Source organism: Pseudocitrobacter corydidari, from assembly GCF_021172065.1.
GTDB classification, from domain to species: domain Bacteria; phylum Pseudomonadota; class Gammaproteobacteria; order Enterobacterales; family Enterobacteriaceae; genus Pseudocitrobacter; species Pseudocitrobacter corydidari.
Map to the genome: position 1 here is coordinate 2046998 of NZ_CP087880.1, position 25099 is coordinate 2072096.

General features: G+C 55.4%; 18 protein-coding genes. 8 read left to right on the top strand and 10 right to left on the bottom strand.

What is annotated here, in order from left to right:
- Positions 1–95 precede the first annotated feature (95 nt).
- From serS to lrp, 5 genes are all read right to left on the bottom strand, one after another.
- The gene (gene serS, locus G163CM_RS09525; RefSeq protein WP_015965112.1) at positions 96–1388 is read right to left on the bottom strand and encodes a serine--tRNA ligase; all 1293 of its coding nucleotides are present in this window, start codon (positions 1386–1388) and stop codon (positions 96–98) included.
- Positions 1389–1480: 92 nt separating this feature from the next.
- The gene (gene rarA, locus G163CM_RS09530; protein ID WP_231827843.1) at positions 1481–2824 is read right to left on the bottom strand and encodes a replication-associated recombination protein RarA; all 1344 of its coding nucleotides are present in this window, start codon (positions 2822–2824) and stop codon (positions 1481–1483) included.
- A gap of 9 nt (positions 2825–2833) precedes the next feature.
- Entirely contained in the window at positions 2834–3445 is a 612-nt protein-coding gene (gene lolA, locus G163CM_RS09535) for an outer membrane lipoprotein periplasmic chaperone LolA (protein ID WP_015965114.1), read from the bottom strand.
- A 121-nt stretch (positions 3446–3566) separates the two neighbouring features.
- Entirely contained in the window at positions 3567–7583 is a 4017-nt protein-coding gene (ftsK, locus tag G163CM_RS09540; protein WP_231827844.1) for a DNA translocase FtsK, read from the bottom strand.
- Between the two features lie 120 nt (positions 7584–7703).
- Positions 7704–8198 (bottom strand): leucine-responsive transcriptional regulator Lrp, encoded by a 495-nt coding sequence (lrp, locus tag G163CM_RS09545; RefSeq protein ID WP_000228469.1) that lies wholly within the window; start codon positions 8196–8198, stop codon positions 7704–7706.
- A 548-nt stretch (positions 8199–8746) separates the two neighbouring features.
- Here lrp and trxB point away from each other — a divergent pair.
- The 5 genes from trxB (at position 8747) to infA (ending at position 14554) form a co-directional block, all read left to right on the top strand.
- Positions 8747–9715 (top strand): thioredoxin-disulfide reductase, encoded by a 969-nt coding sequence (trxB, locus tag G163CM_RS09550; protein ID WP_041686280.1) that lies wholly within the window; start codon positions 8747–8749, stop codon positions 9713–9715.
- Positions 9716–9831: 116 nt separating this feature from the next.
- A complete protein-coding gene (gene cydD / locus G163CM_RS09555) occupies positions 9832–11598 on the top strand; it encodes a heme ABC transporter permease/ATP-binding protein CydD (protein ID WP_231827845.1) in 1767 nt (588 codons plus the stop codon).
- Positions 11599–13320, top strand: coding sequence for a heme ABC transporter ATP-binding protein/permease CydC (gene cydC, locus G163CM_RS09560; protein WP_231827846.1), 1722 nt, complete (start codon positions 11599–11601; stop codon positions 13318–13320).
- Between the two features lie 39 nt (positions 13321–13359).
- Positions 13360–14064, top strand: a complete 705-nt coding sequence (gene aat / locus G163CM_RS09565; RefSeq protein ID WP_231827847.1) for a leucyl/phenylalanyl-tRNA--protein transferase — start codon at positions 13360–13362, stop codon at positions 14062–14064.
- 271 nt (positions 14065–14335) lie between these two features.
- Entirely contained in the window at positions 14336–14554 is a 219-nt protein-coding gene (gene infA, locus G163CM_RS09570; protein ID WP_002211347.1) for a translation initiation factor IF-1, read from the top strand.
- A gap of 126 nt (positions 14555–14680) precedes the next feature.
- On the opposite strand, the gene clpA is transcribed toward infA, so the two are convergent.
- The gene (clpA, locus tag G163CM_RS09575; protein ID WP_015965120.1) at positions 14681–16960 is read right to left on the bottom strand and encodes an ATP-dependent Clp protease ATP-binding subunit ClpA; all 2280 of its coding nucleotides are present in this window, start codon (positions 16958–16960) and stop codon (positions 14681–14683) included.
- A gap of 30 nt (positions 16961–16990) precedes the next feature.
- Positions 16991–17311 (bottom strand): ATP-dependent Clp protease adapter ClpS, encoded by a 321-nt coding sequence (clpS, locus tag G163CM_RS09580; RefSeq protein ID WP_015965121.1) that lies wholly within the window; start codon positions 17309–17311, stop codon positions 16991–16993.
- Between the two features lie 309 nt (positions 17312–17620).
- On the opposite strand from clpS, the gene cspD reads away from it, so the two are divergent.
- A complete protein-coding gene (cspD, locus tag G163CM_RS09585; RefSeq protein ID WP_015965122.1) occupies positions 17621–17845 on the top strand; it encodes a cold shock-like protein CspD in 225 nt (74 codons plus the stop codon).
- 65 nt (positions 17846–17910) lie between these two features.
- On the opposite strand, the gene macB is transcribed toward cspD, so the two are convergent.
- Together macB and macA are read right to left on the bottom strand one after the other, a co-directional pair.
- The gene (gene macB, locus G163CM_RS09590) at positions 17911–19851 is read right to left on the bottom strand and encodes a macrolide ABC transporter ATP-binding protein/permease MacB (RefSeq protein ID WP_231827848.1); all 1941 of its coding nucleotides are present in this window, start codon (positions 19849–19851) and stop codon (positions 17911–17913) included.
- Positions 19848–20963: a macrolide transporter subunit MacA gene (gene macA / locus G163CM_RS09595; RefSeq protein ID WP_015965124.1), complete on the bottom strand. Its 1116-nt coding sequence runs from the start codon at positions 20961–20963 to the stop codon at positions 19848–19850. The genes macB and macA overlap by 4 nt, the downstream gene beginning before the upstream one ends.
- A gap of 162 nt (positions 20964–21125) precedes the next feature.
- On the opposite strand from macA, the gene G163CM_RS09600 reads away from it, so the two are divergent.
- On the top strand, positions 21126–22076 hold the full coding sequence (locus tag G163CM_RS09600; protein ID WP_015965125.1) for a VirK/YbjX family protein: 951 nt from the start codon (positions 21126–21128) through the stop codon (positions 22074–22076).
- Here G163CM_RS09600 and G163CM_RS09605 read toward each other — a convergent pair.
- A complete protein-coding gene (locus tag G163CM_RS09605; RefSeq protein WP_231827849.1) occupies positions 22073–23731 on the bottom strand; it encodes an ATP-dependent endonuclease in 1659 nt (552 codons plus the stop codon). The two genes, G163CM_RS09600 and G163CM_RS09605, sit on opposite strands and share 4 nt — an antisense overlap.
- 482 nt (positions 23732–24213) lie before the next feature.
- Between G163CM_RS09605 and aqpZ the strand changes: the two genes are divergently transcribed.
- Positions 24214–24909, top strand: coding sequence for an aquaporin Z (aqpZ, locus tag G163CM_RS09610; protein WP_015965127.1), 696 nt, complete (start codon positions 24214–24216; stop codon positions 24907–24909).
- Positions 24910–25099: the final 190 nt, after the last annotated feature.

Below are 25099 nucleotides of genomic sequence, written 5' to 3' on the forward strand. Positions count from 1 at the left end.
GAGTATTTCTCTTTTGAATGGTTAAGGTATTGCTCAGTATCAATGATGGGCATAAAAAAAGCGCCCGCAGGCGCTTTTTACATAAGAAAGGTGAATCAACCGATATATTCGAGGCCGTTCATGTACGGGCGCAGAACTTCTGGCACCTCAATACGACCATCGGCCTGCTGGTAGTTTTCCAGCACCGCCACCAGCGTACGACCTACTGCCAGGCCGGAGCCGTTCAGGGTGTGCACCAGACGGGTTTTCTTATCAGATTTGCTACGGCAACGAGCCTGCATACGACGCGCCTGGAAATCCCAGACGTTAGAGCAGGAAGAGATCTCGCGGTAGGTGTTCTGCGCCGGAACCCACACTTCCAGGTCATAGGTTTTGCAGGCACCGAAGCCCATATCCCCTGTGCACAGAATGATTTTGCGGTACGGCAGACCCAGCAGTTGCAGCACTTTCTCTGCATGGCCGGTCATCTCTTCCAGCGCCGCCATGGAGTCTTCCGGGCGAACAACCTGCACCATCTCAACTTTGTCGAACTGGTGCATACGGATCAGACCACGGGTATCACGACCGTAAGAACCGGCTTCAGAACGGAAGCACGGTGTATGCGCGGTCATTTTGATCGGCAGGTCGTCTTCGTCGATGATTTCATCGCGCACCAGGTTGGTCAGCGGCACTTCAGCCGTTGGGATCAACGCATAGTTGCTGCTGTCGGCTTCTTCTTCCAGCGGACGCGTATGGAACAGGTCACCGGCGAATTTCGGCAGCTGACCCGTACCGTACAGCGTGTCCTGGTTAACCAGATACGGCACATAGTTTTCGCTGTAACCGTGCTGTTCAGTGTGCAGATCCAGCATGAACTGAGACAGTGCACGGTGCATGCGCGCGATCTGGCCTTTCATCACCACAAAGCGCGAACCGGTCAGTTTCACTGCCGCCGCGAAATCGAGGCCGCTGTGCATTTCGCCAAGCGTCACGTGGTCGCGGACTTCGAAATCAAACTCACGCGGCGTACCCCAGCGGCTGACTTCAACGTTGTCGTTTTCGTCTTTACCGACCGGTACATCGTCGTGCGGAATGTTCGGGATAGTCAGCGCGATATCGCGGATTTCCGCCAGCAGCACGTCCAGCTCAGATTTCGCAGCATCAAGCTGCTCACCGAGTTTGTTCACTTCCAGGCGTAATGGCTCGATATCTTCCCCGCGCGCTTTCGCCTGGCCAATGGATTTCGATCGCGAGTTGCGCTCTGCCTGCAGATTTTCAGTTTCTACCTGCAGCACTTTACGACGCTCTTCAAGAGCGCGAAGTTTATCTACATCCAGCTTAAAGCCCCGGCGTGCCAGTTTTTCTGCGACTGCGTCTGGCTCGGTACGCAGCAGATTGGGATCGAGCATGCTTATCCTGTGCTTATCGAATTAAAAAAAGGGAATGCAACCGCAGCCTGCGGTTGCAAAGATACATTGCCAACATTACCGCAACGCCTGCGCTAGCGGTAGCGTTTTGTGCGGCTATTTTGATCCTGTTCAGCGAGCCAGGCGAGCTTTTCGCCAATCTTGCCTTCAAGGCCACGGTTAGTTGGACGATAATAGCGCGTTTGTGCCATTTCCTGCGGGAAGTACTCTTCACCGGCAGCATAGGCATTTGGCTCATCATGGGCGTAGCGATACTCCTGCCCGTAGCCCATCTCTTTCATCAGTTTGGTCGGCGCGTTGCGCAGGTGAACCGGCACGTCATAGTCCGGGCGCTCACGCGCATCGGCCATTGCCGCTTTAAAAGCGGTATAAACGGCATTACTTTTTGGCGCACAGGCGAGATACACGATTGCCTGGGCAATTGCGCGTTCGCCTTCCGCCGGGCCGACGCGGGTAAAGCAATCCCATGCGGAGATGGCAACCTGCATCGCGCGCGGGTCTGCGTTGCCCACATCTTCGGAGGCAATCGCCAGGCAACGACGCGCGACGTACAGCGGGTCGCCACCGGCGGAGATGATACGTGCATACCAGTAAAGCGCCGCATCCGGTGCGCTGCCGCGTACCGATTTATGCAGCGCGGAAATCAAATCGTAGAAACGGTCGCCTTTGTTATCAAAGCGCGCGCTGCGCTCGCCGGCGATTTCCGTTAACAGTTCAGGTTTCAGCGTGCGCTTGCCGGAATCATCCACTTCGGCCATATCGGCCATCATTTCCAGCGTATTCAGAGCGCGACGCGCATCGCCGTTCACCAGCTCAGCAATCGCCCGGCGGGTCTCATCCGGCAACACAATATCCTGGCCGCCGTAGCCGCGCGTTTTGTCTTCCATCGCCTGAGCCAGAACCTGCTCAATATCCTCAGTGGTGAGGGATTTCAGCAAATAGACGCGCGCTCGGGAGAGCAGCGCCGAATTCAGTTCAAACGAAGGGTTTTCGGTTGTCGCACCGATAAAAGTAATGGTGCCGTCTTCAATGTGCGGCAGAAAGGCATCCTGCTGGCTTTTATTGAAACGGTGGACTTCATCGACAAACAGAATGGTGCGACGTCCGGCATTACGATTCTGCCGGGCGCGTTCAATGGCTTCGCGGATCTCTTTCACGCCGGACGTCACCGCAGAGATGCGTTCGACATCAGCGCTGGCGTAACGGGCAATGACTTCCGCGAGGGTCGTTTTACCGGTGCCCGGCGGCCCCCACAGGATCATCGAGTGCAAATGCCCGGCTTCGATAGCGCGCGGCAGCGGTTTCCCGGCCGCCAGCAGATGCTGCTGGCCGATGTACTGCGCTAAATTTTCTGGCCGCATACGGGCGGCCAGAGGTTGAAAGGTATTATCTGAAAAGTCGAGCGACATATTGCTCACGACTTACCTCTACTTACGTTGATCGTCCACCGTCACCCCGGCTGGCGGCGTAAAGGTAAACTTAGACGCGTCCACCGCGCCGTTTTGCTGCGATTTCAGCTGATAGCTGCTGCGCTGGTCGTCCTGTTCAATGGCGCTGAACTGATGGATGGTGCCATCGCGGCCAACGTTAATGGTGAACTGCTTCAGGTTGCCGTTGCTGCCTTTCGGCGTCAGCATGAAGTCATCGCCGCTCTGTTTAATGTTGTACTGCGCCCAGTCGCTGGACTGGTTACGCGCAATCAGCATAAACGGCGTATTGCCGGTCGCATCGCTCAGACGCGTGGCGGTGGCCTGTTCCACAAACGGATTGTAGAACCACAGGGTTTTACCATCAGATACCAGAATGCTTTCATCCGGCTGAGTCATGTGCCAGTTAAACAGATTCGGGCGTTTCACCCACAGATCGCCCTGACCGTCCTGCACCGCGTTGCCGCTACCGTCAGTCACTTTCTGCGTGAAGCTCGCGTGGAAACTGCTCACTTTATCCAGACGGCTTTTCAGGTCGCTGGCGGCATCTGCCCAGACGCTACTGACAACAAAGCTGGAAAGTAATGCACACGTGATTGCTGCCTTTTTCATCGTTAATCCTTAATAGCATCATGCTCCCGACGGGGAGGCTTCTGTCGCTCACTTTAGGCTTAAGCTCAGCGAGGCGACAGAAGAAAATACTGAATTTTGACTTATTTACCTGGTTTTACGATCACTCGAACGGCGGTGGCGCAAGCACTTCGCGGTTGCCGTTGTGCCCCTGCTCGCTCACGATACCCTGCGCTTCCATCTGTTCGATGATACGCGCCGCACGGTTATAACCGATGCGGAACTGACGCTGTACACCAGAAATCGAGGCTTTACGTTTTTGCGTCACAAAGTTGACCGCCTGATCGAATAACGGATCCAGCTCTTCGCCGCCGTCTATACCGCCACCGCCACCTTCGCTTTCACTGTCAGAGGTGATGCCGTCGATATACTGCGGACGACCGCGCGCTTTCCAGTCCTGTACCACGGCGTGAACTTCTTCATCGCGCACGAACGCGCCATGAACACGCACCGGCGTGCTGGAGTTCGGGCCGGAGTAGAGCATGTCACCCATCCCCAGCAGCGATTCCGCGCCGCCCTGGTCAAGGATGGTGCGGGAGTCGATTTTACTCGACACGGTAAACGCAATACGCGTCGGAATGTTCGCTTTAATCAGGCCGGTGATAACGTCAACGGACGGACGCTGGGTCGCCAGCACCAGGTGGATACCGGCGGCACGCGCTTTCTGCGCCAGACGCGCGATCAGCTCTTCCACTTTTTTACCGACCGTCATCATCAGGTCAGCAAATTCATCCACCAGCACCACGATATACGGCAGTTTTTCCAGCACCGGATGCGTGGCATCCATGCTGTCGCCCGGCTTCCAGTATGGGTCAGGAATCGGACGGCCCATGCGTTTCGCTTCGGCGATTTTCTCGTTGTAGCCCGCCAGGTTTCGCACGCCCAACGCCGACATCAGCTTGTAGCGACGTTCCATCTCGTTAACGCTCCAGCGCAGGGCGTTGGCCGCGTCTTTCATGTCGGTGACCACTTCCGTTAACAGATGCGGAATACCTTCATAAACGGAAAGCTCCAGCATTTTCGGGTCGATCATGATGAAACGCACATCTTCAGGCTGCGCTTTGTAAAGCATGCTGAGGATCATGGCGTTCACGCCGACAGACTTACCGGAACCGGTGGTACCGGCAACCAGCAGGTGCGGCATTTTCGCCAGATCCGCCACCACCGGTTCACCGGCGATGTCTTTACCCAGCACCACGGAAAGCGGCGACGGGTTATCGCGGAAACGTGCACAGTCGAGCACTTCGCGCAGATACACGGTCTGACGTTTTTTGTTTGGCAGTTCCAGGCCGACGTACGGCTTACCGGGGATCACTTCCACTACGCGTACCGCGACGGTCGAGAGCGAACGGGCCAGGTCGCGCGACAGGTTAGAGATACGCGCCGCTTTTACGCCAGGGGCCAGGTTCAGCTCGAAGCGAGTGATGACCGGGCCTGGAGAGTAATTCACCACATCCGCTTTGATACGGAAATCAGCCAGACGCGCTTCAACCAGACGCGCCATTTGTTCCAGCGCGAAGGTATCCACCGGCTCAACTTCCGTTGGCGGCGGGGTCAGCAAATCTAATGACGGCAGCGGCGTAGTCGGCTTAAGCGCCGGACGATCGTCACCGTTACGCATCAACAGCGGGTGGATCAGGCTCTCTTTAGGCTGCGGAGCCGGTTGTTGCGGCTGCTGAACCTGAGGTTGATAGCCCTGCTGCTGTGGTTGCTGCACCTGAGGCTGGTAAGCCTGCTGATGCTGCATCGGCTGATGCGCAGGTGGCTGCTGATAATGCGGCTGTTGTGCCTGAGGCTGCTGCGTCTGCGGCTGGTAGGCCTGCTGATGCTGCGGCGGCTGTTGCACCGGCGGCTGCTGATAATGCTGCTGTGCCTGAGGTTGCTGGACCTGCGGCTCTGGCGCTACGCTTGGCGTAAACAGCGGCGCTTTCGGGGTGTCATCAACCAGCGCTTTGGTTGGCGAGAAATCAAAGTCATCCAGCGAGAACGGATGCGCGCCTTCCGGCTGTTCACTGGCATAACGCGACTGCTGGCTGGCGGCAAACTGGCGTGCCAGCTCCGCTTCGGCGGCATCATCTGCGTCGTCTTCAGCGTTGTCGATATTGGCATCGCTGCCGTAACGCTGCTGCTGCGTGGCCGCAAACTGACGCGCTAACGCATCCTGTTGCAGCGCATCGGCTTCATCATCGGTCAGATTGTCGATATCGTTATCGTGATGATCCCGTTCCATACCACGGGCACGCTCTTCCGCCATGCGCTGTGACGGCAGTTTAATACCAAAAGAGGCCAGTTCGCGGCGAGTTGGCACACGTACGCGGTTAGGACGCGGCAATTTCGGGCCTATGCCCTCTTTCACCTGCGGACGCGGGCCATCAACCGGGCTAAAGAGCGGTGCGGCAGCGGCTGCCGTGGCGGCGACTGCGGCAACGGAGGAGGAGGCCTCACGCACGCTGGCAGCAACAGGCGCGACGGCAGGCGTCGGGTCTATCGCTGGCGTAACTGCTGGCGCAATGTGCTGTTCAACCGGTGCCAGAGGCTCTGGAATCGGTTGATACCAGGCGGCCAGTTGCTCACGCTCACGCGCACGTTTTTCTTCCACTTCTTCGAAATAGTAAAGCGGCGGACGCTGATGCGGTTTCGGCTCTTCTTCTACAACCGGTTCAGGCGCGACAGGCTCAACCTGCGGCTGCTGATAAACTGGCTCCGGCGTATACGGCTGAGGCTGTTGCGGCTGTTCGTAAACAGGCTCTTGCGCGTACGGCTGCGGCTGTTGATAGACCGGCTCTGGCACATATTGCTGCGGCTGTTCGTACACCGGTTCAGGCTCATACGCCTGATACGGCTGCGGTTGCTGATAAACCGGTTCCTGCACATACGGCTGAGGTTGTTGATAGCCCTGCAACAGCGGGTCATCCTGGTACTGCTGGGGTTGCGCAGGTGGCCAGCCTTCTGGCGCTGGCGCAATTGACGGTTCCACCGGATTTGCGGCAGAGACGGTCTGCCACTCGACGCCAGGCTGTGCTGCGCCATCCAGCGCGCTCGGCGCTGTCGTCACAGGGTCAGCTGGCGCCGCCCAGGCCTGCGTCGCCGTTGTCGCGGCGGCAGCGGCGGCAATCGGTTCAGTGACGGAATGCCCGTTCAGCAGCGGATCGTATTCATCGCTTTCGCTGCGCACCGCGCTGGAGCCAGAGAACAGCACATCATCGGCATCCGGTCGCAACGCGGTAGAGCCAGAGAACAACACGTCATCAGGATCGGCCTGTACGCCACGGGCGCTGTACTGAACAGCCTCTTCCGGGTCGTCCATGCGTTTACCCGAGAAAAGCGCGGCATCGGTCTTGCGCCCCATCGGGTTTGAGAATTTTTCAGCGATACGCTGACGGCGCGCCAGTGCGCCACGAAGAATACGCGCCCGACGAGACTCACGCTTCGCGACAGGGACATCGTCTTCGTACTCTTCGTCATCTTCGTACTCTTCTTCGTCCACCCAGGTGTCATCCCGGCGCGTACGATTACTGGCGAAGGTGAGAATATTGAGGATCCAGCTACCGATTTTCTCGGCAATGCTGACCCAGGACCAGCCGGTGAACAGCGTTAAACCCGCCGCCCAGATACATAACAGGGCGATGGTGCCGCCGCTGCTGTGCAGCATCGGTTGCAGCGCGGTGCTGAGCAGGCTGCCAATCACGCCGCCGGAGGCAAAGTACCAGATATCATCGGCGTTTATCGCGGCCAAACCACAAGCGGTGAGGATCATCGCCAGCACGCCAATCAGGCGTAACGAGACCGCAAAGTAATCGATGTATTCATCGTTGGCGCGGTGTCGCCAGGCAAACCAGCAGCCGCCGACGATTATCACCGGAATGGTGTAAGCCATTACGCCGAAGATAAAGAACAGCGTATCAGCAAGCCATGCGCCGGATGCGCCGCACAGGTTATGGATGGGTTCATGCCAGGCTGTTTGCGACCAACTGGGATCGGAAGGATTGAAGCTCAGTAGTGCCGCCATCAACCAGATGGCAAAAAGGGAACATAAGAGGAGTAACGCCTCAAGGAGTCGGCGTCCACTGCTCAGTTTTGTCAGTTTGACTTCTTTGTCTTCTGTATATTCCTGGCTCAAGAAAGGCTCTCCAGGTGCCAAATGCTAAAACGGACAACAGCGCCGGGTCTCCCCGGCACTGTTGCTGTATGGATTAACAGGAGTGTAATCAAACTGAGCTGATTTTGCACCTGTTCCGTATTAGCGAGTCTTAATTACCAGACGATTACTCTGCTTAACTTCTTCCATAACAACATAGGTACGGGTGTCGTTCACGCCAGGCAGGCGCAGCAGGGTTTCGCCCAGGAGTTTACGGTATGCCGACATATCCGGTACGCGGGTTTTCAACAGGTAGTCGAAATCACCGGAAACCAGATGACACTCTTGAATTTCTTCAAGTTTTTGTACAGCGGCGTTAAATTGTTCAAACACATCCGGCGCACCGCGATTCAGAGTAATCTCAACAAAGACCAGCAGTGAAGCGTCCAGATAATGCGGGTTCAACAGTGCAGTATAGCCCTGAATGAAGCCCTGACGTTCCAGTCGGCGCACACGCTCAAGGCACGGCGTCGGAGAAAGCCCTACTCGTTTTGAAAGCTCGACGTTGGAAATACGCCCATCTTTTTGCAATTCGTTCAGAATATTACGATCGATGCGGTCGAGATCTTTGCCGGGGCGCTTTTTACTATCTACCATTATTATTGTCTCTCTGTATTCCTTCCCTACTCCTGTCTTGACCCTGTGCACTTCACTGTTCAGAGCCTGAACCCGTTGTCCATGCGCAATCTATTCATTGACGGCGCATAACCCAGGGGTACGTGTATGAGAAGCCCGGTGCCACAAAGCACCGCTGATATCACGTATGATGTCTGTCCACACCATACGTAGATTTCAGCGAGCCGGGTAAAAATGGTGTTTCAGTGCATTAAAATTCGTAACACTGCCAACACTGCTTTTCTTCTTCCTTGAATGTTTTCGCAAAAGCACAGGGGATTGTCAAAGCAAAACATCGTTTTTTAGTACAACATGCCGGATATTCATTATCAGTGGGGCAAAATTGATAGCAAATCGTCTTATAATTGGGCGACTCACAGTAGGAATAGTTATATTCCGTGTAGCAAAAATCATCAATTCATCGGTTCTTGCTATTGCACATATCGTTAACAAAATCGCTCTGCCCTTTTTTTACGTCAACAAATTCCCTACAATCCTGCCCAATGTCTGCCAACAATTATGGGGATCTCATGGGCACGGCCAAACACAGTAAGCTGCTTATCCTTGGTTCAGGACCTGCGGGATACACCGCAGCGGTCTACGCCGCACGCGCAAACCTGCACCCGGTATTGATTACCGGCATGGAAAAAGGCGGTCAGCTGACCACCACCACAGAAGTGGAAAACTGGCCTGGCGATCCAAACGACCTGACCGGGCCGCTGCTGATGGAACGTATGCACGAGCATGCGACGAAATTCGAAACCGAAATTCTGTTCGATCACATCACCAGTGTGGATTTACAAAATCGTCCGTTCCGCCTGATTGGCGACAGCGGCGAATACACCTGCGATGCGTTAATCATTGCCACGGGTGCATCTGCTCGCTATCTGGGTCTGCCTTCTGAAGATGCGTTCAAAGGCCGCGGCGTTTCCGCCTGCGCGACCTGCGACGGTTTCTTCTACCGCAACCAGAAAGTCGCGGTCATCGGCGGCGGCAACACCGCGGTTGAAGAAGCACTGTACCTCTCTAACATCGCTGCTGAAGTGCACCTGATTCACCGTCGCGACAGCTTCCGCGCGGAAAAAATTCTGATCAAGCGTCTGATGGATAAAGTGGAAAGCGGCAACATCGTGCTTCACACCCACCGTACGCTCGAAGAAGTGACGGGCGATCAGATGGGCGTGAGCGGTCTGCGCCTGCGCGATACGCAAAACAGCGACAATATTGAAACGCTGGACGTTGCGGGTCTGTTTGTCGCCATCGGCCACAGCCCGAATACGGCTATCTTTGAAGGTCAGCTTGAGCTGGAAAACGGCTACATCAAAGTGCAGTCCGGTATTCACGGTAACGCTACTCAAACCAGCATCCCTGGCGTTTTCGCCGCCGGCGATGTCATGGACCACATCTACCGTCAGGCTATCACCTCTGCGGGCACCGGCTGTATGGCGGCGCTGGATGCAGAGCGTTATCTCGACGGTTTGGCTGACGCGTGTAAATAATCTTTACAAGTCAGTAACAAAGGTAAATAAGGCGACTATAAGTCGCCTTTATTTTTGCCGCGATGTAACATTGCCGTGCCTAAAAATTCTCATTACAAGCACCTGCGAAGCACGCAATGAATAAAAGCCGTCAACAAGAACTCACCCGCTGGTTAAAACAGCAAAGTTTGATCTCCCGTCGCTGGTTGATGATTTCCCGTCTGCTGGGCTTTGTCAGCGGCGCATTAATTATCGCCCAAGCCTGGCTTCTGGCCCGCATTCTGCACCACATGATTATGGAAAATATTCCACGCGAGGCGCTGTTGCTGCCTTTTGTGCTGCTGGTGCTGGTCTTTATTCTGCGCGCCTGGGTGGTGTGGCTGCGTGAGCGCGTGGGTTTCCATGCGGGGCAGCACATTCGCTTTGAAATCCGCAAGCATGTTCTCGACCGCCTGCAACAGGCAGGCCCGGCATGGATTCAGGGCAAGCCTGCGGGCAGTTGGGCGACGCTGATTCTTGAGCAGATTGACGACATGCACGACTACTATGCGCGTTATCTGCCGCAAATGGCGCTGGCCGTCTGCGTGCCGCTGCTGATTGTGGTTGCTATCTTCCCGTCTAACTGGGCGGCCGCGCTGATTCTGCTGTTTACCGCTCCGTTGATCCCGCTGTTTATGGCGCTGGTCGGGATGGGCGCGGCGGACGCTAACCGTCGCAACTTCCAGGCGCTGGCTCGCCTGAGTGGCCACTTCCTCGATCGCCTGCGTGGGATGGAAACACTGCGTATCTTTGGTCGCGGTGAAGCTGAAACCGAAAGTATCCGTGAAGCCTCACAAGATTTCCGTCAGCGCACGATGGAAGTGTTACGCATGGCGTTCCTCTCTTCCGGCGTGCTGGAGTTCTTTACGTCACTCTCTATCGCCCTGGTGGCGGTCTATTTTGGTTTCTCGTATCTCGGTGAACTCAATTTTGGCAGCTACGGGATGGCGGTCACGCTCTCGTCCGGTTTCCTCGCGTTAATCCTCGCCCCGGAGTTTTTCCAGCCATTGCGCGATTTAGGCACCTTCTATCACGCCAAAGCGCAGGCCGTTGGCGCAGCCGACAGTTTAAAAACCTTTATGGAAACCCCGCTGGCGCATCCGGAACAGGGTGAGCGAGAAATCAATGATAAAGAGCCGGTCACACTGACAGCACGCGATCTGTTTATTACCTCACCGGAAGGGAAAATCCTTGCCGGGCCGCTGAACTTTAGCCTTGAGGCCGGGCAGCGCGTGGTGATGGTTGGGCAAAGCGGTTCCGGCAAAAGCTCACTGCTGAACACGCTGGCAGGATTTCTCCCGTATACCGGTTCGTTACAGGTGAATGGCGTGGAACTGAGTCAGCTTCACCCCGAAAGCTGGCGGCGTATGATGAGTTGGGTCGGGCAGAACCCGCAGCTCCCGGCTGCCACGCTGCGCGAAAACGTTCTACTGGCCAATCCTCACGCCAGCGAGCAACAGTTACAGGCCGCGCTGGATAACGCCTGGGTCAGCGAGTTTTTACCGCAGCTTCCGCAGGGTGTTGATACCGTCGTAGGCGATCAGGCCGCGCGTCTCTCCGTCGGCCAGGCGCAGCGCGTTGCCGTGGCACGCGCGCTGCTGATGCCGTGCCGGTTATTATTGCTTGATGAGCCCACCGCCAGTCTGGATGCACACAGCGAACAGCGCGTCATGCAGGCGCTGACCCGCGCGTCAACGCAGCAAACCACGCTGATGGTGACGCATCAACTGGAAGAAATTACCGACTGGGATGCCATCTGGGTGATGGATAACGGTCAAATTGTTGAGCAAGGCAGCTATCAGCAGCTTGCCGCAGCGCAAGGCCCGTTTGCGCGCCTGCTCGCCAACCGTCAGGAGGAAATTTAAATGCGTGCGTTACTTCCCTACCTGGCACTGTATAAACGCCATAAATGGCTGCTGACGCTCGGCGTGGTGCTGGCGATTGTCACCCTACTGGCGAGCATTGGCCTGCTGACGCTGTCCGGCTGGTTCTTATCGGCCTCCGCCGTCGTCGGCGTGGCTGGCGTCTACAGCTTTAACTACATGCTGCCGGCGGCAGGCGTACGTGGTTCAGCGATTATCCGCACCGCCGGGCGCTATTTCGAGCGTCTGGTCAGCCACGACGCCACCTTCCGCGTGTTGCAGCACCTGCGCGTCTTCACCTTCAGCAAACTGCTTCCCCTCTCCCCTGCCGGGCTGGCGCGTTTTCGTCAGGGAGAACTGCTGAACCGTATGGTGGCTGATGTAGATACGCTGGACCATCTTTACCTGCGCGTGATTTCACCGTTAGTCGGTGCGCTGGTGGTTATTCTGGTGGTGACCTTCGGGCTGAGTTTCCTCGATGGCACGCTGGCGCTGACCCTCGGCGGTATTATGCTGCTGACGCTCTTTTTGCTGCCGCCGCTGTTCTATCGCGCCGGTAAACCCACCGGCGAGCAGTTAACGCACCTGCGCGGCCGCTATCGCCAGCAGCTGACCAGTTGGTTGCAGGGTCAGGCTGAGTTGACAATTTTTAACGCCAGTACGCGATACCGCGAGCAGATGGAACAGACGGAAGTGAACTGGCATGACGCGCAGCGTCGCCAGTCGGAGCTGACAGCACTGTCGCAAGCGTTGATGCTGCTGATTGGCGGTTTAGCCGTTATCGCCATGCTCTGGCTGGCGGCAGGAGGCGTGGGCGGCAACTCGCAGCCTGGCGCGCTGATTGCGCTGTTTGTCTTCTGCGCGCTGGCCGCGTTTGAAGCGCTGGCCCCGGTCACCGGCGCGTTCCAGCATCTTGGTCAGGTGATCGCTTCCGCGCTTCGCCTGACGCAAATTATCGAACAAAAACCCGAAGTGACGTTCCCGCAAACAAAAGCCGCTGTGCCAACGCAGGTTGCACTACGCTTTGAGAAGGTAACGTTCAGCTATCCAGAACAAGCTCAGGCGGCGCTGAGCGATATCTCCCTGCAGGTTAACGCAGGCGAACACATCGCCATTCTGGGGCGTACCGGTTGTGGTAAATCGACGTTGCTTCAGTTGATTACGCGCGCATGGGATCCACAGCAAGGGGCGGTTTTGCTTAATGAACAACCGCTCAGCAATCTGGACGAACCGACACTGCGCCGTACCATGAGCGTGGTGCCGCAGCGCGTGCATCTTTTTAGCGCCACACTCCGCGACAATCTTCTGTTGGCACGTCCTGACGCCAGCGACGCTGAACTGAGTGCCGTTCTGGAACAGACTGGCCTCGGCAAGCTGCTGGAAGAGAGCGGCCTCAACAGTTGGCTGGGCGAAGGTGGCCGCCAGCTCTCCGGTGGTGAGCTGCGTCGTCTGGCGATAGCCCGCGCATTGCTGCACGATGCGCCGCTGATGCTGCTGGATGAACCCACCGAAGGACTGGATGCCACGACTGAAAGCCAGATCCTCGATTTACTGGCAGAGCTAATGCAGGATAAAACCGTGCTAATGGTGACGCATCGCCTGCGCGGGCTGGCGCGTTTTAATCGCATCGTGGTCATGGACAACGGGCAAGTTATTGAGCAAGGTACTCACGCAGAATTGCTGTCGCAACAGGGGCGTTATTACCAGTTTAAGCAGCGTTTGTAGGCTATTATTGAGCGATCGGTATTATGAGGTAGTAGAAACATGCGCCTTGTTCAGCTCTCACGTCACTCGATAGCATTTCCTTCCCCGGAAGGGGCGCTTCGCGAGCCGAATGGTTTACTGGCCTTGGGGGGCGATTTGAGCCCCGCTCGCCTGCTGATGGCCTATCAGCGCGGTATATTTCCCTGGTTTTCTCCGGGCGATCCTATTTTGTGGTGGTCGCCCGATCCGCGTGCGGTGTTATGGCCGGAAACCTTTCACATCAGCCGCAGCATGAAGCGTTTTCACAGCCGTTCCCCCTATCGCATCACGCTGAATTATGCGTTTGGCCAGGTGATTGAAGGCTGCGCGCAAGACCGCAACGAAGGTACCTGGATTACCACCGGCATCGTGCAGGCCTATCATCGTCTGCACGAACTGGGGCACGCGCACTCTATTGAAGTGTGGAAAAACGACGAACTGGTTGGCGGCATGTATGGTGTTTCGCTGGGCGCCCTCTTTTGCGGAGAATCGATGTTCAGCCGTGCGGAAAACGCCTCAAAAACGGCGCTGTTGGTTTTTTGCGAGACGTTTAAACAAAGCGGTGGAAAACTCATCGACTGTCAGGTGCTGAATAGTCATACCGTCTCATTGGGCGCGGTAGAAATAGCGCGACGCGACTACCTGGAACAGCTCGATATATTACGCATGCATCGTCTGCCGGAACATTTCTGGGTACCCCGGACACTCTTTTCACCGGAAGTGTAAATGTTTTCAGCACAATTTTTGTCGGGATGATATAATTGTGCCCTGAGAGTCGCTTCTGCCTTTTGCCCCGCCGCCGTTTGGGAATCATTCGAGTCAGATCTCCCGCAGTATCCAACCCGATCTGCGTCACTCGCACGCTCTTTTCGCGTGGCGTTGGGGTAATGCGCAAAAACGACTTTCGGCGATTCATTCGCAAAATCTTTACTTACTTGATGAAGTTCGGCATTATCTTGCCGGTTAAAAACTATGGTAGTGATACCCCGAGGACTAGATGGCCAAAGAAGACAATATTGAAATGCAGGGTACCGTACTTGATACGTTACCTAACACTATGTTCCGCGTAGAACTTGAAAACGGTCACGTGGTAACTGCGCACATCTCCGGTAAAATGCGCAAAAACTACATCCGCATTCTGACGGGCGACAAAGTGACTGTTGAGTTGACCCCGTACGACCTGAGCAAAGGCCGCATTGTCTTCCGTAGTCGCTGATCGTTCCTGAGCCCTTTTTAGTGGCAACCAGATGCTGAAAGGCCGGGGAAATCCCCGGCCTTTTCTATTCTATAAATATAAAAAAACCGGGCTCTCGCCCGGTTTCAAATTACTAACTTCAGAGAATCAATGCGCCGCTTCCGGTTTGTGCTTTTGCGCACTCTGGAACCCGTAGGTCAGCTCATTTTTCTCTTTATCCAGCGCCACCGTCACCTGGCCGCCATCAACCAGTGAGCCGAACAGCAGCTCGTTCGCCAGCGGTTTTTTCAGGTTGTCCTGAATCACACGGGACATTGGACGGGCCCCCATGGCGCGGTCATAGCCTTTCTCCGCCAGCCAGTTGCGGGCTTCCTGAGTGACTTCCAGCGACACGCCTTTCTGATCCAACTGCACCTGCAGCTCGACGATAAACTTATCGACAACCTGATGGATAACCTCGGTAGAGAGGTGATCGAACCAGATAATGTTGTCCAGACGGTTGCGGAATTCCGGCGTAAAGATCTTTTTGATCTCTTCCATCGCATCGGTGCTGTTATCCTGCTGGATAAGGCCGATGGATTTACGCTCGGTTTCACGCACCCCGGCGTTGGTGGTCATCACCAGCACCACGTTACGGAAGTCGGCTTTGCGGCCGTTGTTATCGGTCAGCGTACCGTTATCCATCACCTGCAACAGCAGGTTAAAGACGTCCGGGTGCGCTTTCTCGATTTCATCAAGCAGCAGTACCGCGTGCGGATGTTTGATAACCGCATCGGTAAGCAGGCCGCCCTGGTCAAAGCCGACGTATCCCGGAGGCGCACCAATCAGGCGGCTCACCGTGTGGCGTTCCATATATTCAGACATATCAAAGCGCAGCAGTTCAATGCCCATCGCTTTCGCCAGCTGAACGGTAACCTCGGTTTTCCCGACCCCGGTTGGCCCGGCGAACAGGAATGAACCGACCGGACGATGATCGTGGCCGAGACCGGCACGACTCATTTTGATCGCTTCGGTTAACGCATCGATGGCTTTATCCTGACCAAACACCAGCATTTTCAGGCGATTACCCAGCGTTTTCAGCGTATCGCGATCGCTCTGGGAGACGCTTTTCTCCGGGATACGCGCGATGCGCGCGACCACGGATTCGATGTCCGCCACGTTGATCGTTTTCTTACGTTTGCTGATAGGCATCAGACGCGCACGCGCACCCGCTTCATCAATCACGTCAATCGCTTTATCCGGCAGATGACGGTCGTTGATGTATTTCACCGCCAGCTCAACCGCCGCACGTACCGCTTTCGCGGTGTAGCGCACGTCATGATGAGCTTCATACTTCGGTTTCAGGCCGTTGATAATCTGCACGGTTTCCTCGACAGAAGGTTCAGTAATGTCGATTTTCTGGAAACGACGCGCCAGGGCACGGTCTTTCTCAAAGATGTTGCTGAATTCCTGGTAAGTGGTTGAGCCCATTACCCGAATTTTACCGCTGGAGAGCAGCGGTTTAATCAGGTTAGCGGCATCCACCTGGCCACCCGACGCCGCACCCGCACCGATAATGGTGTGGATTTCGTCGATGAACAGAATACTGTTGTTGTCCTGCTCCAGCTGTTTGAGCAACGCTTTAAAGCGTTTTTCAAAGTCACCGCGATATTTGGTCCCCGCCAGCAGCGAGCCGATATCGAGTGAGTAGATGGTGCAGTCGGCCATGATTTCCGGCACGTCACCGCGCACGATGCGCCATGCCAGACCTTCGGCAATTGCGGTTTTACCGACGCCGGATTCACCCACCAGCAGCGGGTTGTTTTTACGACGACGGCAGAGCACCTGAATGGCGCGCTCCAGCTCTTTGTCGCGGCCAATCAGCGGGTCAATACCGCCAACGCGAGCAAGCTGGTTAAGGTTGGTGGTGAAGTTTTCCATACGTTCCTCCCCGCCTGCTTGCTCTTCATTGTTCGGGGCCTGGCTTCCGGAGTCAGAAGACTGGCTCGGTTCGTCTTTACGCGTACCGTGAGAGATAAAGTTGACCACATCGAGGCGGCTCACTTCATGTTTGCGCAGAAGATACGCTGCTTGCGACTCCTGCTCGCTGAAAATGGCGACCAGAACATTTGCACCGGTGACTTCGCTACGGCCAGAAGACTGGACGTGGAATACCGCACGTTGCAGGACACGCTGGAAGCTGAGCGTCGGCTGTGTGTCGCGCTCTTCTTCACTGACCGGCAGAACCGGCGTGGTTTGTTCGATGAAGGCTTCGAGTTCCTGACGCAGCGCGACCAGGTCTACAGAACACGCTTCCAGCGCTTCACGGGCCGATGGGTTGCTAAGCAGTGCCAGCAGCAAGTGCTCGACGGTCATAAACTCATGACGGTGCTCGCGCGCTCTGGCGAAAGCCATGTTTAAACTGAGTTCCAGTTCTTGATTGAGCATAGGCACCTCCCCCAATTTTCATGCCTGATTTCAGGCTTTTTCCAGCGTACACAACAATGGATGCTCGTTCTCCCTCGCGTATTTGTTCACCATCGCTACTTTGGTTTCTGCCACCTCGGCAGTGAAAACACCACAAATAGCTTTACCCTGATAGTGAACCGTGAGCATGAGTTGTGTGGCACGTTCTACATCATAAGAAAAGAATTTTTGTAACACGTCAATAACAAACTCCATTGGCGTGTAATCATCATTGACTAAAATCACTTTATACATCGATGGGGGTTTCAGCCCATCCTGTAGTTTGTCTTCCGTTAGCTGGTCAAAATCCAGCCAGTCTCTGCTCTTACTCATTGTCAGTCATCATCTTCGGTGGCAAGTGCGCAGTCGCTGACCTCTGTTTATACAGGTACTAAATCTACTGTAGATCATAGATAACTATCACCTATAGCTGTCATTAGCGAACTCTGTCACATTCCCGTCAATAGCGTTAACTGCTTCAAATTTTGATTCATTTTCCGCCAATCTACCCCTTCAAACCCTTGACGCTTCGCGCGAAAACTCTAAATTGTAGTGGCGAGAGTTGGCGAGGTTTTAAACAGCTCCTGACTCCACCACCGGTTCATTCCATCTACATATAAGAGTTACGAAGGATGTCGAAGTATGGAAATGGGTACTGTTAAGTGGTTCAACAATGCCAAAGGGTTTGGTTTTATCTGCCCGGAAGGCGGTGGCGATGACATATTCGCCCATTACTCCACCATTCAGATGGATGGTTACAGAACGCTAAAAGCCGGGCAATCGGTCCAGTTTGATGTTCATGAAGGCCCGAAGGGTAACCACGCCAGCGTGATTATTCCCGTCGTCGAGGCAGAAACTGCCGCGTAGCCTTCACGCTTCATTGTGTACATCCCGCCGTCAAAATGCCAGTCCCTTCGACTGGCATTTTTCTTTTACTCGCGCGCCAGCGCATCCACCGGGTCAAGCCGGGCCGCGTTGCGAGCGGGTAACCAGCCAAACAGCACGCCGGTGAGCGTCGAACAGATAAACGCCGTGAGCAGCGCGACGGGGGAAAAACCGATCTCCCAGCCAGGCAAGATCAGCTGCAGCGCCAGCGCTATCATTAATGATAGCGTCACACCTAGCGCCCCGCCTACCAGACACACCAAAACCGCTTCAATCAAAAATTGCTGCAGCACATTGCTGGCCCGCGCACCCACCGCCATACGAATACCAATTTCGCGCGTTCGCTCGGTTACCGACACCAGCATAATGTTCATCACGCCAATACCGCCGACCACCAGCGAGATGACCGCCACCAATGTCAGAAACAGCTGTAATGTATGTGTGGTGCGTTCCGCCGTTTTCAAGACGCTGTCCATATTCCAGACGAAGAAATCTTTTTTGCCATGGCGCAGATTGAGCAACCGCGTGAGCTGCTGCTCGGCAAAACTGCTGTCGTAGCCCTCTTTCACACGCACCGTGATCGAATTGAGCCACGACTGCCCCATTACGCGCCCCGCCATCGTTGAGTAAGGCAGCCAGACGCGCAAAATCGTGCTGCTGCCAAACATCGACTGTTTCTCATCTGCCACCCCAATCACCGTGGCGGGCATATTCCCCACCAGAATAATTTCGCCGACGACATTAGTTTTATTCGGGAAAAGCTGGCGACGGGTATTGTTATCCAGCACCACCACCTGCGCGCGCTCAGCGGCCTGAATCGCATTAAAGGTGTTGCCTTCGCTGAAGGTCATGCCGTAAACATTGAAGTACTGCTGGCCGATGCCCTGCACGCTGGCGGCGACATCAATATTACCCGCACGTAAACGCAGATTTTTAGAGACGGCGGGCGTTGCCGAACTCACCCACGACTGTTTTTCAATCGCCAGCAGGTCGTCGTATTTCAACGACTGCTGAAACTGCGGGTCGTCGTCGCCAAAATCTTTACCGGGATAGACATCAATCGTGTTGGTACCAATAGAACGGATATCCGCCAGCACCATCTGTTTTGCCGCATCGCCCACCACCACAATCGACACCACCGAGGCAATACCGATAATGATGCCGAGCATGGTTAACAGCGTGCGCATTTTATTGGCCGCCAGTGCGCGCCACGCCATCGATAGCGCTTCACGGAAACTGTTGCTGAACTGCCGCCAGCCGGAGACGTGTTCGCCGCTCAGGCGTCGCGCTTCGCCCATCGCCGCTTTTGCCGGAGGGTTACGTAAAATCTCACCGTCATGAATTTCAATCACCCGCTCGGCCTGCGCGGCCACCTGCGGGTCGTGGGTGACGATAATAATCGTGTGCCCCTGCTCTTTGAGCTGGTGCAGAATCGCCATCACCTCTTCGCCGGAACGGCTATCCAGCGCGCCGGTCGGTTCATCCGCGAGGATCACCTGCCCGCCGTTCATCAGCGCACGAGCAATACTCACGCGCTGCTGCTGGCCGCCGGAAAGCTGTGAAGGCGCGTAATCAACACGCTCCTCCAGCCCCAAACGTTTAAGTAATTCCGCCGCACGCGTAAGGCGCGCTTTGCGTTCCATACCCGCATACACCGCGGGCACTTCCACGTTCTGCACCGCCGTCAAATGTGAGAGCAAATGATAGCGCTGGAAGATAAAACCAAAGTGTTCGCGCCGCAGTTGCGCCAGCGCGTCGCTATCGAGCGTGGCGACGTCAACGCCCGCCACCCGATAGGTGCCGCTGGACGGTTTATCGAGGCAGCCGATGATATTCATCAGCGTGGATTTCCCGGAGCCGGACGCGCCGACAATCGCCACCATCTCCCCGGCGTTGATCTCCAGCGTAATGCCTTTCAGGACCTCGACGCTCCCGTCACCGGAAGGATAACTACGGCGAATGTCCGTGAGCTGCAGCAGCGCCGTCATTTCGCGGCTCCCGCTTTGCCCTCACCAATAATCACTTCATCGCCCGCTTCCAGACCTTTCGCAATTTCCACTTCCGTGTCGTTGCGCGAACCAATAGACACTTCGCGCGGTTTCACTTCACCGTTACGCAGCAGACGCACGGTATAGCGGTTATCGCCCACGCTGTCGCCCAGCGCGCTCAACGGGATGGTTAGCACGTTCTTCACGCCGGTGAGCTGAATATGTACCTGCGCGGTCATCTCCAGACGCAATACGCCCTGCGGGTTAGGCACTTCAAAACGCGCATGATAGAAAATGGCATCGTTCACTTTTTCCGGCGTTGGCAGAATATCTTTCAGCGTGCCTTCATACCGCGTCAGCGGATCGCCGAGAACAGTGAACCAGGCTTTTTGCCCCGGTTTCAGGTTAATGACGTCGGCTTCAGAAACCTGTGCTTTCACCAGCATAGTGCTGAGATCCGCCAGCGTCAGGATGTTTGGCGCTTGCTGCGCCGCAATCACCGTCTGCCCTTGCAGAGTCGTAATTTGCGTGACTTCACCGGCCATTGGCGCGACGATCCGCGTATAGTCGAGGTTGGTTTTTGCCGTATCGAGCGAGGCCTGATTGCGCTTAATTTGCGCGTCAATCGTGCCGATTTGCGCCTGTTTCACTGCCAACTCGGTCGTCGCGGTGTCGAGATCCTGGCGCGAAATGGCCTGCGTTTTCGCCAGTTGCTGTTGACGAGCCAGCGTCACCTGCGCCAGTTTACGTTCGGCCTCCGCCTGAGCACGTTGCGCGCGCAGTTCCATCAGCGTCGCTTCAACTTCTTTAATCTGGTTTTCGGCCTGCTCCGGGTCAATCACTCCCAGCAGTTGCCCTTTTTTGACTTTGTCGCCAATCTCCACGGAGAGCGTTTTCAATTGCCCGCTCACCTGCGCGCCGACGTCAACTTTACGCAGCGCATCAAGCTTGCCTGTCGCCAGCACGCTTTGTTCCAGCTCGCCAGGACGGACAATCAGCGTTTGATACTGCGGCAATGGCGCATTCAGCGTGCGCCAGACGGCAATCAGCCCCACGATGACCACCACCGCGAGCAGCACATATCGTTTTTTTATTTTTCCCTTAATACGCATACCTATCCTGATATTTTTCGTTGTTTCAGCCAGAGTGAGAGCGTCAACATCAACCGTTACTAAACAAATAAGTAAAGGTGAACAGGGTAACAGAGTTATTGAGAATTGGTTAAGTTTGCCAGTGGTGAAATCAACGCATCATCCATTACGCGGATTGCTGATATGTTGCAAACCACTGAAAACTCCCATTACCCGACCCTACCCACCTCCAGCGTTGGCCTGTTTTTCTGCTTATGGAGCGGGCTGTGGCGCCCCGGTAAGTTCTGGCACCAGCGCAGCTTTCGGAGAAAGTTTATGCTGCGTTCGCTGTGGATGCCGCGTTTATCCCGCCAATGGATGGCAGAAATGGCAAAATGGCCCGACCTCGAACGCCTGTTATTAATTCAGCCGCGCCTGCCCGTTCGCCTGCATCGTCCTTATCTGGCCGTTAATCTTGATCGCCAACAGTTGCTGGATGCGCTGCGCTATCACTACCGCACGCTGCGCCAGGCGCTGACCACGGATGAGTTGCAGCGCTACTTCGCCCACGCGGGCATTCCGCTGGCAGAAATCGAAGGCAAAGAGGGCGAAATCTTTACCCTCCATTTTGCGTCCGTTATCTCGCTCGATAAAGAGGGAGAAAGCACGATTCTGCTGCGCAATGCACGCAATGAAATGCTGGCGGAAATCACCTTCACCATTTGCGAATATGAAGGTAAGCGCACGCTGTTTATTGGCGGCTTGCAGGGCGGGAAAACCGAGCAGTCACAGCAGGATATTCATCAGGCGACCAAAGCCTGTCACGGTCTCTTTCCAAAACGCGTGGTGATGGAAGCGGTGTGCAGCTTTGCCCAGCGCTGGCAGATGGAGCAAATTCTCGCAGTGAGCAATCAGGCGCACATCTACCGCAGCCTGCGTTATCGCGATAAAGAGAAAAAAATCCACGCGGATTATGACAATTTCTGGGAAGCTGTCGGCGGGGTGAATGATGAGCGCGGTTATTACCATTTACCGCTCTCCGTCGCCCGTAAAGACGAAGCGGATATCGCCAGTAAAAAACGCGCGGAATATCGCCGCCGTTACGCGCTGCTGGACAGCATCACCAGCCAGATCCAGCAGCGCTTCAATATTTAGTCTGCTTTCCCGCGCGCCAGCCAGATAACCCGCGAGAACATTTTTCGCAGCAGCGTCGGTACGGCATCCACGCCGCGCCGCCCTGCTTCCATCGCCACCTCAATGGCCAGGTCAGGTTTTGAGGAGCGATGAATCGCTTTGGTGATCACCCGGCGCATGTTCATGGGAATATTCTCCGGCAGTTGCGCCACCCGATGGTAGACATCAGAGAACCCCTGACGATACATAAAGTGTTCCATATCCAGCGCCGGGAGCGTCGTCAGGTAGTGACGCTCCTGCTCTCTGTCATTGTTGAGCAGGCCGCGCACGGTCGCGGCGTATTTCTTACCGGCTTCATCACCATCCACCAGCACGTGCCACTCAATCCCCATTCGCCGGGCGAATTTAATCAACGGCTTCAGGCCTGACTGGGCAAATTCGATAACTTTAACGCCTTCCGCATCAAAGTGATGACCACACTGGCGCGCCAGTTCGTTAATGACCCAGGTTTCGGTTTCGCCCTCCACCAACAGCCAACAGCGGGCAAACAACGAGGATGCGCGATTGAAGCGAATGTGAAACGAAATGCGGCGGCTGTCGTCGGGGTTCATGCCGCCCGGCCCTAAACGCCACGCCGCCACGCGGGAAGATTCACGCACCAGGCGACAAACGTGCTCCATCGGCGTCAACGATAACAGCTCGCCGGAATTTGTGGTGGTGACGCGCTGAAGCGGCAGCAGATTAAGTAAATTCCAAGCCACCGACAGCATAATCGGATGTAGTCGCGTTTCCGGGTCTTCAATTAACAGCAACGGACGCGCGTCTTTATCGAGGCGGACGGTGCCTTTTGCCTGCAATAACGTGGAAAAGAGCGCGAGAAGGATCATCCGGTGGCTGCGTGCGCCAGGTTTATCAATCATTCGGTTGATGATATCGAGATAACGCCAGCTTCGCTGTTCGTCGTGAGAGCGCTGACGCATCAGGCGATTTCGCGCTTCATCCGAGCCTTGTTCAGAGAAGTAGTGCTCCAGCAGTTGCACCATCGCCGACAGCCCCTGACGAATCTGTGCATCGCTCAGGTTTTGCGGGCTGGAGACCAGCTCGCGGGAGAGAAAATCAAGCTGTTGCGCGGTCACTTCGACGTCTGGCGTGTTGGGTACGGTGCCGTTGCGAATGCGGCGCATAAAGCGCGCGTCGCGCAGGCGGAGCACTGGCATCAGGCGAATCAAATGGCGCGCCATCGCATCGATATCATCCAGCTCCAGCGCATGCCCGTTGCTGTCGATAAAACTGCGCAGGGTCATGACGCTGTCATCCGCGCCCAGTTCACCTTCCAGACGATAAAACAGGCGATGATAACCATCTTCGCCGCGCGACCAGCACTCGGCCAGCGGCCGGTAGCGCCGCCCACGATAACGTCCCGGCTCAGATTCACGGAAGGTCAGAATAATATGCAGATGATGTTCGCGGCCCTTCACATCACCCGGCGGGAACCAGAAATCGTTGCGCACAAAGTGATAGAGCTCATCACGAGGAGATAACAGCAGGGTTAACGCGTCCAGCAGGCTCGATTTGCCCCAGGCGTTCTCGCCAATCAGGACGTTGTTTTGCTCAAGCATTAATGACAATCGATTAATGCCACGAAAACCGACAATTTCTACGCGTTCAAGAAGCATGTCCCCTCCGTTTAGCTACCGCCTTTTCCTTCTGTTATCGGCAGTATATACGCAAAAACATTCAAGTTGCGTCAAGCCGTTAAGAGAGTGCGGCATTGATACGGATTCGGACAACGCGGGCACGACACAACCCTGTTTTCGGCTAGCACAAAAATGGAATAGTAAACAGATAATGCTACCAATGAATATTCTTAAAAGAATGCACTACACTCTATTCAACCAGCCAGATTGTTTAAGGAATAACATCACATTGCCTTACATCAAATTTAACGTACAAATTTAACTGGTGAAGGGATGGCAACGTTTTTAAAATAACGACTTCTATACTCGGCTTTATTCTGTTGGCATTGCGGTGATTCTGCTCACTTTTCCTGCCAGCAGTAAAGTCGTGGGTATAAATTGTGTCGTCACCCCTTTCTGACGATAAATAATGTACAGAGAGAATTTTCTCATCCTGTACGTGCTTTTTTATTGAGGTGGTTATGTTTAGAAAATTAGCTGCAGAGTTCTTCGGTACTTTCTGGCTGGTGTTTGGTGGTTGCGGTAGCGCCGTTCTGGCTGCGGCATTCCCGGAACTGGGTATCGGTTTCGCGGGCGTGGCGCTGGCATTCGGTCTGACCGTGCTGACCATGGCGTTCGCTGTCGGCCATATCTCCGGCGGTCACTTTAACCCGGCAGTCACGCTGGGCCTGTGGGCGGGCGGTCGTTTCCCGGCGAAAGACGTTATCGGCTACATCGTGGCGCAGGTTATCGGCGGTATCGTCGCTGCGGCAGTGCTGTATCTGGTGGCCAGCGGTAAAGCAGGCTTCGACGCTGCGGCAAGCGGCTTCGCGTCTAACGGCTATGGCGAACATTCACCGGGCGGCTTCTCTATGCTTTCCGCTATCGTCATTGAAATCGTGCTGACCTGTGGCTTCCTGCTGGTCATCCACGGTGCGACCGACAAACATGCACCGGCAGGCTTTGCACCGATCGCTATCGGCCTGGCGCTGACCCTTATCCACCTGATCAGCATCCCGGTTACCAACACCTCTGTTAACCCGGCACGTAGCACCGCGGTCGCTATCTTCCAGGGCGGCTGGGCGCTGCAACAGCTGTGGCTGTTCTGGGTCATGCCGATTATCGGCGGTATCCTCGGTGGCCTCATCTACCGTACCCTGCTGGAAAAACGCGACTAATTTTCGCGTTGTTCCACGAAAGGCCCGCAATGCGGGCCTTTTTTTGTGTCGGATGGCGCTACGCTTATCCGACCTACGTGTTCACTGCCTTCCGTAGGCCCGGTAAGCGCAGCGCCACCGGGCACGTTTGATATTTGAAGCCAATTTCGGTAGTGTCATTGCCGCTCAATACACACTGCAAGGAATAGAC